Source organism: Dokdonella ginsengisoli (assembly GCF_042652785.1).
In the GTDB taxonomy this organism is placed as follows: domain Bacteria; phylum Pseudomonadota; class Gammaproteobacteria; order Xanthomonadales; family Rhodanobacteraceae; genus Dokdonella_A; species Dokdonella_A ginsengisoli.
Genome location: NZ_JBHSHD010000010.1, coordinates 790,454 through 804,271 on the forward strand (window position 1 = coordinate 790,454; position 13,818 = coordinate 804,271).

Here is a 13,818-nt window from a genome sequence, read left to right on the forward strand (position 1 = left end):
CGCCTCTCGGCCGATGTCGGCGGACACGTTAGTTCCGCCGCGCGCGCATCGATTGATCCGCATCAACGTCGACGTGCGCGGCGCGCGCCGGATCGAAGCGCTCGCTTGATGCCCGTCAAGCGGCGCGTCTTCGCCTGCCTGTACACAGGCGCAATGAAGATCCAAGCCGCTGTCGAGTGCGATCCCGCCGCTGGCCCGGGCCTGCATGAGGAGGAAGCCCTTCGCCGCCTGCGGCGGATCGGCCCGAACGAGCTGCCGCAGGCCCCGCGGCGCGGGATCGGGCGCATCCTGCTCGGCGTGCTGCGCGAGCCGATGTTCCTGCTGCTGATGGTCGCGGCGGCGATCTACCTCGCCGTCGGCGGCATCGGCGAAGGGCTGCTGATGACCGCGTTTGCCGGCCTGTCGATCCTGCTCGTGGTGATGCAGGAGGCGCGCAGCGAGAGCGCCCTCGAGGCTCTGCGCTCGCTGGCGGCGCCGACGGCGCGCGTGATGCGCGACGGTCGCGAGCGGCGCATTCCCGCGCGCGACGTGGTACCCGGCGACGTGCTGCTGCTCGCCGACGGCGAGCGGATCGCCGCCGACTGCGTCCTGCGGCGCGCCGAAGGGCTGAGCGTGGACGAGTCCTTGCTGACCGGCGAGTCGGTGGCGGTGGCCAAGCGTGCCGCCGCGCCGGGCGGCGGCGCGCCGGACGAAACGGAAGACGGCGACGCGACGCGCGTCTTCGCCAGCACGCTGGCGGTGTCCGGGCGCGGCGTGGCCGAGGTGGTCGCCACCGGTGCGCGCACCGAGGCCGGCCGCATCGGCGCCTCGCTGGCGTCCATCGAGATCGAGCCGACCCTGCTGCAGCGTTCGCTGGGGAGGATCGTGCGCTGGTTCGGCGCGCTGGCCCTGGTCGCCAGCGTGGCGGTGATCGTGCTGTACGGCTGGCTGCGCGGCGCCTGGCTGGACGGCGTGCTGTCCGGCATCGCCTTCGGCATGTCGGCGCTGCCGGAGGAATTCCCGATGGTGCTGGTCGTGTTCGTCGCGCTCGGCGCGCGGCGTCTGGCGCGCCTGCACGTGCTGGTGCGGCGCACGGCGGTGATCGAGGTGCTCGGCGCGTGCAGCACGCTGTGCCTGGACAAGACCGGCACCCTGACCGAAAACCGCATGCGCGTGTGCGCCCTGTCCGCCGGCGGCGCGCGGCAGGCGCTGGACGGCGAAGACGGCACGCCCGGCGGCGCGTTCGCCTCCCTCGTCCGCGTCGCCGCGCTGGCGTCGGCGCGGGGCTCGATCGACCCGATGGACCTGGCCGTGCACCGCCTGACCGCGGTCGGCGCGCCGGCGCCCGCGTCCGCGTCCGCGCAGCTGGTGCGCGAGTTCGGGCTGACCCAGGAGCAGCCGATGGTGGTGCGAATCTGGCGCATCGACGGCCGCCTGCACGCGGCCGCGAAGGGCGCGCCGGAAGCGATCGCCGCCCTGTGCCGCCTGGAAACGGCCGAGCGCGAGGCGATGCTCGGCGAGATCGCGCTGCACGCGGCGAGCGGATCCCGCGTGCTGGCCGTGGCCGAGGCCCGCATCGGTGACGGCGACCTGCCGCAGGCTCCGCAAGCGCTCGCCTTCCGCTTCCTCGGGCTGCTGGCTTTCGCCGATCCTCCGCGCGCCGGCGCCCGTGCGGCGATCGACGCGGCGCGCCGTGCCGGCGTGAAGGTGGCGATGATCACCGGCGACCATCCGCTCACGGCGCTGGCGATCGCGCGCGAGGTCGGCATCGACGTCACCGCGCCGCCGCTCACCGGCGCGCGCATCGACGCCGCCGACGAGGCGGAGCTGGGCCGGCTGGTGCGCGACGCGCGCGTGTTCGCGCGCATCCGCCCCGAGCAGAAGCTGCGCATCGTGCGCGCGCTGAAGGCGAACGGCGAGGTCGTCGCCATGACCGGCGACGGCGTCAACGACGCGCCAGCGCTGAAGGCGGCGCACATCGGTCTGGCGATGGGCCGGCGCGGCACCGACGTCGCGCGCGAGGCCGCCTCGATCGTGCTGCTGGACGACGACCTCGGCCACCTCGTCGCCGGCATCCGGACCGGACGCCGCATCTTCGACAACCTGCGCAAGGCGACGATCTACATCACCGCGGTGCACGTCCCGATCGCCGGCCTCGCGCTGCTACCGCTGCTGCTCGGCCTGCCGCCGCTGCTGCTGCCGATGCACGTGGTGCTGATCGAGATGGTCATCGATCCGATCTGCGCGATCGCGTTCGAGAACGAGCCGGTCGAGCCCGGCACGATGGAGCAGCCGCCGCGCCATCCGGACGATCCGCCGCTGGGCTGGCCGCAGATGCTGGTCGCCTTCGCGCAGGGCGCGCTGCTGCTGGCGGCCTCGCTCGGCCTGTACGCCGCGCTGCTGGCGGCCGGCCAGCCGGTCGACCTGGCGCGCACGCTCGCCTTTCTCGCCTTCGCCGCCGGCAACCTCATGCTGGTGCGCGTGGTCGGCACGCGCGGCGCGACGCTCGCCGCGCTCGCCGCACCGGATCATCGCGCCTACTGGACGGTGGCCGGCGTCGCCGCCCTGGTCACCGCGGCCTGCGTGTTCGTGCCGTTCCTGCAGCGCCTGTTCCGCTTCGCCGTGCCGCCTGCGGGACTCGCCGCGGCGGCCGTGGCGACCGGCCTCGCCGCCGCCCTGGTCTTCGACCTGGCCAAGACGCTGCCGGCGGTGCAGCGCGTGCTCGGCCGCCGCCGGCCGGCTTCCCTCCGACCCGTCCCGGGAGATTGCCCATGAAAGTGCTGTTCGCCTCCGACGGCAGCGACTGCTCCGACCGCGCCGCCCGCTATCTCGCCGGCACGCTGCGCCGGCACGCCGACGACCTCTGCGTCACCCTTCTGCACGTGGACGCGCCGATGCTCGGCGGCGTGGTTTCGGCACTCGGCGAGCGGCGCGTGGCCGAGATCCATCACGAGAACAGCGGCACGGCCCTGCGTGCGGTGCGCCGCAGGCTGAAACGCGCGCGCATCCGCTTCGACGAAAGGCACGAGGTCGGCAACGCCGCGCAGCACATTTCGCGCCTCGCCGAGAAGGAGCGCGTCGACCTGATCGTGATGGGTTCGCACGGACGCACGCCGCTGGGCAGCACGCTGCTCGGTTCGGTCACCATGCGCGTGCTGGCGCAGTGCAAGGTGCCGGTCCTGGTCGTGCGCTGAGCCGCGACGCTAGGCGCGACGCGGCCGCGGCAGCATGCGCCGCAGCGTGTCGTCGCGGCGGATCGCGTGGTGGAACAGCGCCGCCGCGGCGTGCAGGCCGATCAGGCCGTAGCCGGCGGTGCCGATGGTCTCGTGGATCTCCTCCAGCCGGTCGGCGAGCGCGGGATCCTGCGCGACCAGCGACGGCAGCTGCAGGCCGAAGAACGGCGCGGTCTTGCCTTCGGCGCCGAGCAGCAGCCAGCCCAGCAACGGCATGCCGAGCATGAAACCGTACAGCAGCACGTGCACGCCGCGCGCCGCGAGGCGCTGCCAGCGCACGGGCTCGGGTGCGATGCCGGGCGGAGTATCGGTCAGGTGCACCGCCAGCCGCAGCGTGGCCAGCACGAACACCGACAGGCCGAGCATGAAGTGCCACGTCTTCAGCGCATCGCGCGCGGCGCTTCCTTTCGGGAAATAGCCGCGCATCTCGATGCACAGGTAGACCGCCGCGATCAGCACCAGCATCGCCCAGTGCAGGGCGACCGCGAGCGAACCGTAGTGCGTGCGCGTGTTGCGCAGGGTCATCGATCTTCTCCTACGGAAAACGAATGGAAGTGGCGATCTTCAGTGCAGCGTGCGGTGGACGATCAGCGCGAGCGCCGCGATCCAGCACAGACCGACGAACAGCGCTCCGCCCCACCCCGCCGTCAGGCCGCCGCGCTTCCTGTACAGCCAGCGCAGCATGCCGGTGGCGATGACGGAGACGGCGATGACGAGGACGATGACCCACAGCAGGGGATCGGAATTGGAGTACGTCATGGCGACACCTTCGGTTCAATGGTGGAGGAACAGGGGAATGGCGGCCTGCCGCAGGACGCTGCGCGTGGTTCCGCCCAGCGCCCATTCGTCCAGCCGGCTGCGGCCGTAGGCGCCCATCACCAGCAGGTCGGCGCCGACCTGCGCGGCGGCCTCGAGCAGGGGCGCGCCGGCGTCGCGATCCGGCGTGGCGAGGGTGCGCGGTTCGGCGCGGATCTCGTGGCGCTCGAGGTAGGCATCGATCGAGAACGGCGGATGCCAGCCGGCCGCGCCCAGCGGCTTGCGCGGTGCGCCTCGCAGCAGGACCACGCGCGCGGCGCGCCGCACAAGCGGCATGGCCGCATGGATCGCGCGGATCGATTCCACGCCCGCATTCCAGGCGAGCGCGACGCAGTCCAGGCGCGCCTGCTTCAGGCCGGCCGGAACGGCGATGCACGGCAGCGGCGTGGCGAGCAGCAGGCGCGCGAGTTCGCCGGGGTCGCCATGCGCGTGCTCGTCGTCGCGCTCGAGCACGAGCAGGTCGTGGCGCAGGCTCAGGCGGGCGAGCACGTCGGGGAGATAGCCCTCGGCGATCTGCCAGCCGGCCGTTCGCGCGCCGAGCGCCCGCGCATGCTCGACGAACGCCTCGCCGCAGGCCTGCGCCAGGGCCAGCCGCTCGCGCGCGTGCCGCAGCAGCGTGCCGAACAGCTCGGAAGAACCGAAGCGCGGCATCGAATCCAGCGGCGAGGCGTGCACGTAGACGCCGGTGGCGGCGCCGTCGATCCGCGCGGCCAGATCCGCCGCGTAGGAGACGCCGGCATTCCATGGCTGGATGCGGGTGACCCGGCAGAGGATGTCGCGCATGATGAAACGGACTCGCGGAAGATGCCGTCGAGCTTAGGTCACCGCGGCGCGGGCGCGTTGATCCCGGTCAAGGCCCGCTGCGGCACGGCGGCGCATTTCCGCCTGAATCGAAGCCCGGTGCCGTCCGCTCAGCGATACACCAGCACCGGAATGTTCGAATGCGTGAGCACCTTCTGCGTCTCGCTGCCGAGCAGCAGGCTCTGCACGCCGCGCCGGCCGTGCGAGGCCATCACGATCAGGTCGCACTTGCGCTTGCGCGCGGCCTCGACGATCGCCCCGGCCGGATCGTCGGTCGTCGCGTATTCGACCTCGCACTTCACGCCGGCGGCGTGCGCGGCGCGCGCGACGAAACCGGTGTAGTTGCCGGCGTAGTTCATCGCCGCCTTCTCGTAGTCGCCGCGGCTGGTCTCGAGCAGGCCCAGCATCACGTCGGAGGCGTGAAAGCGCGGGATCGCGTGGAAGCACGTCACGCGCGCGCCGATTTCGCGGGCCAGGCGGATGCCCTGCTTCGCAGCGGCCTCGGACAGCGTGGAGCCGTCGGTCGGGATCAGGATGTGCTTGAACATCGTCTTCCTCGTCGTTTCAGGAAATCGCCACGCGCCGCGACCTGCCGTCGGCGCTCTTGGGCAGCGTCACGGTGAGGATTCCGCGCTCGTAGGTCGCCTCGGTGCGCTCGGCGTCGACGTCGAGCGGCAGCACGAACACGCGCCGCGCGCGGCCGTAGCGGCGTTCGACGTGCAGTTCCTTCTCGCCCTCCTGCCGGCTTTCGCGCTTCACCTGCGCGCCGATCGACACCTGCCTGCCGTCGATCGACAGTTCGATGTCGTGCTTCTCGACGCCGGGGATTTCCGCGCGGATGACATAGTTCGCCTCGTCCTCGCCGACGTCGAGGCGGATGTCCGGCGCCGCGTCGCTCGCGCGCCAGGCCGGGCGGAAACCGATGCTGCGGAAGAAGTCCTCCAGTTCGGCGAACGGGGTCGACGCGGCGCGCGGACCGGACGCATTCGGCGGGACAGAAGTGCTCATCGGCGATGTACCTGCGCGGGAAATCGGTGCCAGTCCGGGACCGGCACCGGAACCCTACGCCCGGCAGCGGCGGACGCGTTGACGTGCGTCAACTGCCGGCGTGGCGGCGGATTCAGCCGTCGGACCCACGGTGTCGATCGCACCCGCAGCGCAGGTCCCGATCAGGCACTGACCTCGATCAACTGCGCCGCGCGGCGGCGGCGCTACAGTCGGCGGCAACTGTCCAAAGGAGAATCCCCATGACCCGGACGATGCGCGCCGCCGTCGTGCGCGAACTCGGCAAGCCGCTGGCGATCGAGGAGCTGCCGGTGCCGACCCCAGGCCCCGGCGAAGTGCTGGTGAAGATCGCCGCCACCGGCGTGTGCCACACCGACCTGCACGCCGCCGACGGCGACTGGCCGGTGCGGCCGTCGCCGCCGTTCGTTCCCGGCCACGAAGGCACCGGCATCGTCGCCGCGCTCGGTGCCGGCGTGCGCGGACTCAAGGAAGGCGACGCGGTCGGCATCGCCTGGCTGCACGACGCCTGCGGCGGCTGCGAATACTGCACGACCGGCTGGGAAACCCTGTGCGAGAGCCAGCACAACAGCGGCTACAGCGTGAACGGCACGTTCGCCGAGTACGCGATCGGCGCCGCGCCCTACGTCGCGCGGCTGCCCGCGGGCGGGGATTTCGCCGAGCTGGCGCCGATCCTGTGCGCCGGCGTCACCACCTACAAGGGCATCCGCGAGACCGAGGCCAGGCCCGGCGAGTGGATCGCGATTTCCGGCATCGGCGGGCTCGGCCACCTCGCCGTGCAGTACGCCAAGGCGATGGGCCTGCACGTGGCGGCCCTCGACGTCGGCGAGGAAAAGCTCGCGCTGGCGCGCCGCCTCGGCGCCGACCTCGCCGTCGACGCGCGCTCGCCCGACGCGGTCGCGCGCGTGCTGGCGGCAACCGGCGGCGGCGCGCACGGCGTGCTGGTCACGGCGGTATCGCCGCCGGCGTTCCGCCAGGCGATCGACCTGACGCGCCGTCGCGGCACGGTCAGCCTGGTCGGCCTGCCGCCGGGCGACTTCGCCACGCCGATCTTCGACGTCGTGCTCAAGCGCATCACGCTGCGCGGCTCGATCGTCGGCACGCGCCGCGATCTCGCCGAGGCGCTGCAGTTCGCCGCCGAGGGCAAGGTGCGCGCGCACCTGCACAAGGCGCGCCTGTCCGACATCAACGGCGTGTTCGACGACCTGCGCGCCGGCCGCGTCGACGGGCGCATCGTGATCGATCTCTGAGTCCGCCCCGAATGGCGCGCGACGCGGCGGGACGGCCGCGCCGCGTGCGTGCGCGTCTCAGCGCACGATCAGCACCGGCAGGCGCGAACGCGCGATCGTGCGCGTGGCGACCGAGCCGAGCAGCAGGTTGCCCAGCGCGCCGTGCCCGCGCGAGCCCATCACGACGAGATCGCGTGCCTCGGCCTTCGCCACGCGCGCGATGACGCTCGCCGGATCGCCGACCGCGGCGACCTCGCGGAACGCGATGCGCGCCTTCTTCAGGATCGCCGCGATCGGCTGCAGTGCGGCCGCGCTGGCCTCGGCGTGATAGCGCGCGGCCGCTTCGGCGCCGACCTCCAGCGTCAGCGTACGTCCGAGCGGGCGGTCGACGTTCAGCACGATCACGTCCGGCTTGCGGCCGAGCATGCTGCGCGACTGCACGAGGAACTTCGCCGCCTTGCAGCTGTATTCGCTGCCATCGGCAGCCAGCAGGATCTTCATGGGTTTGCCTCCTTCGACGGGGTTGCTGGAAGGGAGAAATGCGCGCAGGCGCTTTTCGTTCTTCGCGCAGCATCGCCGCACGCGGCGATTCGCCCTTGACGAAGATCAAGCGGGCGCCGTCGAGCGCATGCGGTACGCTTGATCCCGATCAAGCGGCAGCGCCCGCCCGCCGATAGCGTGGGCGCGACTCCCCCCACCACCCGCCCGGCCATGCAAGAGAAGATCCTCCTCGACGGAATCGACCTGTACGGCCTCGTCGTGGCGCTCGGCGGCGGCCTGCTCGTCGGCCTGGAACGCGAGCGCCGGCGCACCTGGGACAGCGGCCTCGCCGGCGGCCTGCGCACGTCGATGCTGGCCGCGCTGATCGGTGCACTCGGCATGCTGCTCGGCCCGGTCGCGGCAGCGCTCTGCGCGGTGCTGGTCGGCGCCTGCGTGCTCGCCGGCGGCTGGCCGCTGCGGCACCGCCACCGCACGCTCACCGCGGAATTCGCCCTGTTCGCGACCTTCCTGCTCGGCGCGCTGGCGATCGGCCATGCGCAGCTCGCCGCCGCGCTGTTCGTGGTCCTCACCGCGCTGCTCGCCGGCAAGGAGACCCTGCACCGCTTCTCGCGCGAAGTGCTCGGCGAACAGGACCTGGACGACATCCTGCTGCTGGCCGCCGCCTGCCTGATCGTGCTGCCGCTGCTGCCGGACCGCGTCGTCGGTCCATACGGCGTGCTCAATCCGCACAAGCTCGGCCTGCTCGTGATCTGGGTGATGGCGGTCGGCGCCGTCGGCTACCTCGGCCTGCGCCTGTTCGGCGCGCGGCGCGGGCTGGTGCTCGCCGGCGTCTTCGGCGGCTTCGTCTCCAGCACCGCGACGATCGCCGGCATGGGCCAGCGCGCACGCGCCGATCCGGCGCTGACGCGGTCGTGCATCGCCGCCGCGCTGGCCTCCAACGTGGCCACGCTGGTGCAGCTGGCGCTGATCCTGGCCCTCGTTTCGCCGGCCAGCCTGGTGGCGCTGGCCTGGCCGCTGCTCGGCGCGGCGCTCACCACGATGGTCGTATGCGTGGCCGCGATGTGGCACGCGAACGGCGGCGCGGCCGATGCAGGCGCCGCGCAGGACTACGGCCGTCCGTTCGTGCTTTCGCACGCGCTGGCGTTCGCCGCCATCGTCGCCGTGGCGCTGCTCGGCGCCGCCGCCCTGCAGGACTGGCTCGGGCCGCGCGGTGCCTTCGCGGCGGCGGCCTTCGGCGGCTTCGCCGACGTGCACGCGGCGACGCTCGCCGTCGGCCAGCTCGCCGCCACCGCCACGCTGACGCCGCTGCAGGCAGCGCAGGCGATCGCCGTCGCCTTCACCGCCAACGCGGCGTTCCGATGCTTCGCCGCGCTGTCCGGCGGACGCGCGTTCGGCCGGCCGGTGGCGGCCGGTCTGATCGCCGTCAACGTGGTGCTGCTGCTGATGCTCGGCCTGGAGCCGCCGCGCTTCTGAGCGGCCCGCTTGCGAGCGGTGCGCTCAGTGCGTCTGGACCGGTTCGGCCTGCGCCAGCGGGAACGCGAACGGCTCGTCGATCCACGGCCGCACCGCGTCGTGCATCGCCAGCCGCGCTCGCAGCGGCACCGTCGCCGCCGTGTCCACGTGCATGGCCCCGGCACGCAACGGCTGCATCCGGCGCAGCAAGGTCAGCGCGTAGCCGGACGAGCGGATCGCGCGATCCTGTCCGTGCGAGGCGACGTGGCGGACGTGATTGGCGCCGGGCAGCGGCTCGAGCGCATCGGCGACGTTGTTGGCCAGCAGCGCGAGCCGCGGCTGCGCGGTGATGGCGGTCAGGCCGGCGTGCCGCACGCCGTGCAGGGCGGTCTCCTCGAGCAACGGTCCGGCGATGCCGCGCAGGCGTGCCCGGCGCAGCGTCTGCTGCGTCCAGTCCGGCTGCCCGCCGCGCTCGGCCGCCAGTCGCACCGTCCCGCGCAGGCATCCGTGCGCCAGCGCCCGCGCGAAAACGCCCGCCTGCCGGCGTGCGGCTTCCGCGCCGTACGGCAGGCCGAGCATCAGCAACGCATCGGCGAGCCCGATCATGCCGATGCGCAGCCGCGGCGCCGGCGCGTGTGCGTTGCGCGCCAGCAGCAGGGCGTCGTCCAGCGCGCGCACCGCCAGGCCGGCCACGGCTTCGAATGCCGATTCGTCGAATTGCGGATGCGCGGAGAACGCGCCGCGCACGAACATCGGCAGGTTGAGCGCGGCGACCAGGCGATCGTCCGGCCAGCGGCGGCCGGGCGTGCCGGCGCTCTCCAGGATGCGTTCGTCGAGCAGCAGCTGCCACGAGGCCAGCGCCGTGAACAGCTCGTTGCGTTCGCGCGAGGCCCACATGCCCCGCTCGCCGCACAGCGCGTCGGCGACGCGGCGCCAGGTCGCTTCGATCGACAGATCGTGCAGGCGATCGTGCTCGCGCCAGCGGAACCAGGCGTCCCACGCCTCGACGGCGGCCGCATCGATGAATGGCGAATATCCGTGCATGCGTGGACTGCGTACTCCGGCACGCAGTATCGGTGCGACGCCGGCGCGAGCCGTTGAGCTGGATCAAGCCGGCGCGGCGCGGCCGCGTTACACGCTGTTACACACCGTTACCGAAACGTCGTCGAGGCGTGACGCGCACCGCCGAGGCTGTGCGCATCGAACGACGAGCGGAGAGCGAGGATGAACACGGTTTCAGCGCAGGCGGCCGCGGCCGGCCCGGCGGCCCTTCACGAACCCCGGTACCTCGGCGACGTCGACATCGAGCAGCTTCGGCAGCACGTGCCGGTGACGCGGCGCCGTCTCGAGGCCGGCCAGCACCTGTATCGCGCCGGCCAGCCGTTCAACGCGCTGTTCCTGGTCAACGTGGGCTGCCTGAAGACCTGCGAACTGTCCGACGACGGCCGCGAGCAGGTCACCGGCTTTCGCATGCGCGGCGACCTGATCGGCGCCGAATCGATCGGCCTGCGCGGATACGCCTGCGACGTCGTCGCGCTGGAAGCCGGCGAAGTGTGGGAACTGCCATATCCGCCGATGCTGTCGGCGTGCCTGCGCATTCCCGAACTGCAGGCGCGCCTGACTTCGGCGCTGGCCGAGGAGATCCGCCACGACCGCTCCTGGATGCTCGCGCTGGGCACGCTCGGCGCCGAACGCCGGGTGGCGTCGTTCCTGCTCGACCTCGCCGCGCGCTACGGCCGCCTCGGCTTCAGCGCGTGCCACTTCATCCTGCGCATGAGCCGCGCCGACATCGCCAGCTTCCTCGCGCTCAAGCATGAGACGGTGAGCCGGGTGCTGTCGCGGCTGCAGGAGCGCGGCCTGATCCTGGTCGAGCGCCGCGAGATCCGCATCCTCGACGCCGACGGCCTGCGCGAGGCCGAACCGGCGACGCTGCACTAGCGGCGGTCGAGCGTGCTGCGCAGCGCGGCGGCGAATTCCTCGCGGCTGTACGGCTTGCGCAGCAGGTCGAAGCGGTTCGCGTCGGTGTCGCCGCTGAGCAGCGGATGCTCGTAGCCGGAGGTGAGCAGCACGCGCAGCGCCGGGCGCAGCCGCTGCGCCTCGTGGGCGAGGTCGACGCCGGTCATGCCGCTGCCGAGCACGACGTCGGAGAACAGCAGCTCGATCGCACGGTCGCCGCGCAGCACGTCGAGCGCCTCCTCGGCGGTGGCGGCGACGCGGCTGGAATAGCCGAGCGAACGCAGGAAGGCGACCGCGATCTCGCGCACCTCCGGCTCGTCCTCCACGACCAGAACCTTCTCGCCGCCGCTGGTCAGCGCGCTGCGTTCCGGCCCCGCCGCATCGGCCGCAGCCGGCGGCGCCACCGGCAGATACAGCACGATGCGCGTGCCGTAGCCGAGCTGGCTCTCGATGCGCATCGCCCCGCCGGACTGCTTGGCGAAGCCGTACACCATGCTCAGCCCCAGGCCGCTGCCCTTGCCGGCGATCTTCGTGGTGAAGAACGGCTCCATCGCGTGCGCGAGCACGTCGGGCGCCATGCCGATGCCGGTGTCGGCGACGCTGATGGAGAGATAACGGCCCGGCTCCAGCTCCAGCGCCGCATCCTCGGCGAGCGCCTCGTGCGCCTCGACCGCGATGCCCAGCTCGCCGCCGCGCGGCATCGCGTCGCGCGAGTTCAGCGCGAGGTTGACCAGCGCGGCGTCGAGCTCGCCGGGGTCGACGAACACGTCCGGCAGCTGCTCCTCGCAGCGCGTGTGGACGACGACGGTTTCGCCGAGCGTGCGCTTGAGCAGCGCCGACACGTCGCCGAGCCAGGCGGCCGGCGCGATCGGCCGCGGCGACAGGCGCTGCCGGCGCGCGAACGCCAGCAGCTTGCGCGTCAGCGCGGCGCCGCTGCGCACCGCGCGCAGCGCGCTCTGGATGATCGGTGCGCGCTCCTCGCGGCCCTCCTCCTCGTCCTCGAGCAGCTGCAGGTTGCCGGAAATGATGGTCAGCAGGTTGTTGAAATCGTGCGCGACGCCGCCGGTGAGCTGGCCGATCGCCTCCAGCCGCTGCGCGTGCGCGAGCCGCTCCTCGCTGCGGTTGCGCTGCATGGCCGCGGTGAACAGGTGCGCGGCCGACTGCAGGAAGTGCAGCTTGTCGCGATCAAACGCCTGGGCCTCGCCGGTCAGCGCCAGCAGCACGCCGACGGCTTCGCGGCGATCGAACAGCGGCAGCAGCGCCGCGTCGCGGAAGCCGGCCTCGGCGAGCAGCGCCTGCAGCCCGCCGGCGCTGGACGCGGGCAGGTCCTGCAGCGCGATCGCGCCGCGATGGCCGCCGGAGGCCGCGGCCTTCCAGTTCACCTGCTGCAGCAGCGCGGGCAGGCGTTCGAGCGTCTCCAGCGGCATGCCGACGCTGCCGCGCGCACGCAGGTCCTGGCGCTGCGTGCCGGAAAGGAAGATCGCGCTGGCCTCCACCTCGAGCGCCTCGGCGACCAGCTCCGGCAATTGCGCGAGCAGCGCCTCGTAGTCGCGCGATTCCAGCGCGAGACGGCCGAGCTGGCCGACGAAGGCGTCGTAGCGCGCACGCGCCAGGGTCAGCCGCGCGCGCTGCGTCTCGGAGATGTCGCGGATCGAGGCGGCGTACAGCGGCGCGTCGCCGGCGTGGATCGGGCTCAGTCCGATCTCCACCGGAAACTCGCTGCCGTCGCGGCGCATGCCGACCAGCTCGAACCCGGCGCCCATCGGACGCACGCGCGGATTGGCCATGAAGCGCTCGCGATGCGCACCGTGCGCCGAGCGCAGGGCCTCGGGCAGCAGCGCCTCGACCTGCAGTCCGCGCAGGTCGGCATTGCCGTAGCCGAACAGCCGTCCGGCCTGGACGTTGGCCAGGACGATGCGCCCCTCGCGGTCGACCACGATCATCGCGTCGGGCGCCGTCTCGAACAGCGCCTGGAACAGGTCGGCGCGGTCGGCCGCGCTCATGCGCGCTGCGGCCTCACCGCCAGCACGTAGCCGACGCCGCGCACCGACTTGATGATTTCCGGGTTGGCGGGATCGGCTTCGATCTTGCGCCGCAGCCGTCCGATCTGCACGTCGACGGCGCGGTCGTACGGGCCGGCCTCGCGTCCGTGCAGCAGCGAGACCAGATCGTCGCGCGACAGCACGCGGTTCGGACGCTCGAGCAGCACGCACAGCAGGTCGTATTCGCCGGTGGTCAGGTTGACCGGGCGGCCTTCGGCGTCGGTCAGCCGGCGCGCCGAGAGGTCGAGGCGGAAGCCGGCGAAGCGGACGGCGGCCTGCTCCGGCGGCGCCGGCGTCTCGCGGCTGCCGCTGCGGCGCAGGACGCTGCGCACGCGGGCGAGCAGTTCGCGCAGGTCGAACGGCTTGGTGACGTAGTCGTCCGCGCCCAGTTCCAGCCCGACGACGCGGTCGACCGATTCGCCGCGGCCGGTGACGATGATGACCGGGCCGCGCCAGTTCGCGCGCAGGTAGCGGGTCAGGTCGAATCCGTCCTCGCCGGGCAGGCCGAGGTCGAGCAGCACCAGGTCGACCGGCGCTTCGGCCAGCACGCGCCGCATCGCGGCGCCGTCGGCGGCGGCGCTGACGCGGAAGCCGTGCTTGCCGAAATAGCGTTCGGCGAGCGCGACGATTTCCTCATCGTCGTCGACCACGAGCAGGTGCTGGGACGGAGGGGACGAAGGCGTCGCGGCCGGCATGACGAAATGGAGAAGTGGACGGCCGCATTGTAGTCCGCCCGGGCCGCTGCGGGGCGAACGCGCGGCCGCGCACGTTCACGACGACGCGACG

General features: G+C 72.7%; 14 protein-coding genes. 5 read left to right on the forward strand and 9 right to left on the reverse strand.

The genetic code is table 11. The features are described 5' to 3' along the window. The first annotated feature begins 153 nt into the window (after positions 1-153). Together ACFO6Q_RS15660 and ACFO6Q_RS15665 are read left to right on the forward strand one after the other, a co-directional pair. Complete coding sequence (locus ACFO6Q_RS15660; RefSeq protein WP_380022037.1) at positions 154-2,754, forward strand: cation-translocating P-type ATPase; 2,601 nt, start codon at positions 154-156, stop codon at positions 2,752-2,754. After that, positions 2,751-3,173, forward strand: coding sequence for a universal stress protein (locus ACFO6Q_RS15665; protein ID WP_380022038.1), 423 nt, complete (start codon positions 2,751-2,753; stop codon positions 3,171-3,173). Before ACFO6Q_RS15660 ends, ACFO6Q_RS15665 begins: the two co-directional genes overlap by 4 nt. Positions 3,174-3,182: 9 nt before the next feature. Here the strand turns inward: ACFO6Q_RS15665 and ACFO6Q_RS15670 are convergent, their stop codons facing one another. The 5 genes from ACFO6Q_RS15670 to ACFO6Q_RS15690 all read right to left on the reverse strand — a co-directional run bounded on the left by ACFO6Q_RS15670 (position 3,183) and on the right by ACFO6Q_RS15690 (position 5,837). After that, entirely contained in the window at positions 3,183-3,737 is a 555-nt protein-coding gene (locus ACFO6Q_RS15670; RefSeq protein ID WP_380022039.1) for a cytochrome b, read from the reverse strand. Between the two features lie 39 nt (positions 3,738-3,776). Continuing rightward, positions 3,777-3,971 (reverse strand): hypothetical protein, encoded by a 195-nt coding sequence (locus ACFO6Q_RS15675; protein ID WP_380022040.1) that lies wholly within the window; start codon positions 3,969-3,971, stop codon positions 3,777-3,779. 15 nt (positions 3,972-3,986) lie between these two features. Continuing rightward, positions 3,987-4,811, reverse strand: coding sequence for a universal stress protein (locus ACFO6Q_RS15680; RefSeq protein WP_380022041.1), 825 nt, complete (start codon positions 4,809-4,811; stop codon positions 3,987-3,989). Between the two features lie 128 nt (positions 4,812-4,939). Beyond that, on the reverse strand, positions 4,940-5,377 hold the full coding sequence (locus ACFO6Q_RS15685; protein ID WP_380022042.1) for a universal stress protein: 438 nt from the start codon (positions 5,375-5,377) through the stop codon (positions 4,940-4,942). 16 nt (positions 5,378-5,393) lie between these two features. Next, positions 5,394-5,837 carry an Hsp20/alpha crystallin family protein gene (locus ACFO6Q_RS15690; protein WP_380022043.1) on the reverse strand — a complete coding sequence of 148 codons (444 nt, stop codon included), beginning with the start codon at positions 5,835-5,837 and terminating at the stop codon, positions 5,394-5,396. A 239-nt stretch (positions 5,838-6,076) separates the two neighbouring features. On the opposite strand from ACFO6Q_RS15690, the gene adhP reads away from it, so the two are divergent. Then, the gene (gene adhP / locus ACFO6Q_RS15695) at positions 6,077-7,102 is read left to right on the forward strand and encodes an alcohol dehydrogenase AdhP (protein ID WP_380022044.1); all 1,026 of its coding nucleotides are present in this window, start codon (positions 6,077-6,079) and stop codon (positions 7,100-7,102) included. Positions 7,103-7,159: 57 nt separating this feature from the next. On the opposite strand, the gene ACFO6Q_RS15700 is transcribed toward adhP, so the two are convergent. Continuing rightward, positions 7,160-7,582: a universal stress protein gene (locus tag ACFO6Q_RS15700; protein ID WP_380022045.1), complete on the reverse strand. Its 423-nt coding sequence runs from the start codon at positions 7,580-7,582 to the stop codon at positions 7,160-7,162. A 210-nt stretch (positions 7,583-7,792) separates the two neighbouring features. On the opposite strand from ACFO6Q_RS15700, the gene ACFO6Q_RS15705 reads away from it, so the two are divergent. Continuing rightward, positions 7,793-9,055 (forward strand): MgtC/SapB family protein, encoded by a 1,263-nt coding sequence (locus ACFO6Q_RS15705; protein WP_380022046.1) that lies wholly within the window; start codon positions 7,793-7,795, stop codon positions 9,053-9,055. Between the two features lie 24 nt (positions 9,056-9,079). On the opposite strand, the gene ACFO6Q_RS15710 is transcribed toward ACFO6Q_RS15705, so the two are convergent. Continuing rightward, positions 9,080-10,078, reverse strand: coding sequence for a glycyl radical enzyme family protein (locus ACFO6Q_RS15710; RefSeq protein ID WP_380022047.1), 999 nt, complete (start codon positions 10,076-10,078; stop codon positions 9,080-9,082). Between the two features lie 180 nt (positions 10,079-10,258). Here ACFO6Q_RS15710 and ACFO6Q_RS15715 point away from each other — a divergent pair, with 180 nt between their 5' ends. Beyond that, positions 10,259-10,972, forward strand: a complete 714-nt coding sequence (locus tag ACFO6Q_RS15715; protein WP_380022048.1) for a Crp/Fnr family transcriptional regulator — start codon at positions 10,259-10,261, stop codon at positions 10,970-10,972. Here the strand turns inward: ACFO6Q_RS15715 and ACFO6Q_RS15720 are convergent. Both ACFO6Q_RS15720 and ACFO6Q_RS15725 read right to left on the reverse strand, forming a co-directional pair. Beyond that, a complete protein-coding gene (locus tag ACFO6Q_RS15720; protein ID WP_380022049.1) occupies positions 10,969-12,993 on the reverse strand; it encodes a PAS domain S-box protein in 2,025 nt (674 codons plus the stop codon). The two genes, ACFO6Q_RS15715 and ACFO6Q_RS15720, sit on opposite strands and share 4 nt — an antisense overlap. Further along, positions 12,990-13,682 (reverse strand): response regulator, encoded by a 693-nt coding sequence (locus ACFO6Q_RS15725; protein WP_380022050.1) that lies wholly within the window; start codon positions 13,680-13,682, stop codon positions 12,990-12,992. Before ACFO6Q_RS15725 ends, ACFO6Q_RS15720 begins: the two co-directional genes overlap by 4 nt. Between the last annotated feature and the right edge of the window lie 136 nt (positions 13,683-13,818).

Excerpts from the sequence above, each read along its gene's own strand:
- ACFO6Q_RS15685 (WP_380022042.1), bottom strand. The coding sequence starts at position 5,377 with ATGTTCAAGCACATCCTGATCCCGACCGACGGCTCCACGCTGTCCGAG.
- ACFO6Q_RS15675 (WP_380022040.1), bottom strand. The coding sequence starts at position 3,971 with ATGACGTACTCCAATTCCGATCCCCTGCTGTGGGTCATCGTCCTCGTC.
- ACFO6Q_RS15670 (WP_380022039.1), bottom strand. The coding sequence starts at position 3,737 with ATGACCCTGCGCAACACGCGCACGCACTACGGTTCGCTCGCGGTCGCC.
- ACFO6Q_RS15660 (WP_380022037.1), top strand. The coding sequence starts at position 154 with ATGAAGATCCAAGCCGCTGTCGAGTGCGATCCCGCCGCTGGCCCGGGC.
- ACFO6Q_RS15665 (WP_380022038.1), top strand. The coding sequence starts at position 2,751 with ATGAAAGTGCTGTTCGCCTCCGACGGCAGCGACTGCTCCGACCGCGCC.
- adhP (WP_380022044.1), top strand. The coding sequence starts at position 6,077 with ATGACCCGGACGATGCGCGCCGCCGTCGTGCGCGAACTCGGCAAGCCG.
- ACFO6Q_RS15690 (WP_380022043.1), bottom strand. The coding sequence starts at position 5,837 with ATGAGCACTTCTGTCCCGCCGAATGCGTCCGGTCCGCGCGCCGCGTCG.
- ACFO6Q_RS15715 (WP_380022048.1), top strand. The coding sequence starts at position 10,259 with ATGAACACGGTTTCAGCGCAGGCGGCCGCGGCCGGCCCGGCGGCCCTT.
- ACFO6Q_RS15680 (WP_380022041.1), bottom strand. The coding sequence starts at position 4,811 with ATGCGCGACATCCTCTGCCGGGTCACCCGCATCCAGCCATGGAATGCC.
- ACFO6Q_RS15710 (WP_380022047.1), bottom strand. The coding sequence starts at position 10,078 with ATGCACGGATATTCGCCATTCATCGATGCGGCCGCCGTCGAGGCGTGG.
- ACFO6Q_RS15720 (WP_380022049.1), bottom strand. The coding sequence starts at position 12,993 with ATGAGCGCGGCCGACCGCGCCGACCTGTTCCAGGCGCTGTTCGAGACG.
- ACFO6Q_RS15705 (WP_380022046.1), top strand. The coding sequence starts at position 7,793 with ATGCAAGAGAAGATCCTCCTCGACGGAATCGACCTGTACGGCCTCGTC.
- ACFO6Q_RS15700 (WP_380022045.1), bottom strand. The coding sequence starts at position 7,582 with ATGAAGATCCTGCTGGCTGCCGATGGCAGCGAATACAGCTGCAAGGCG.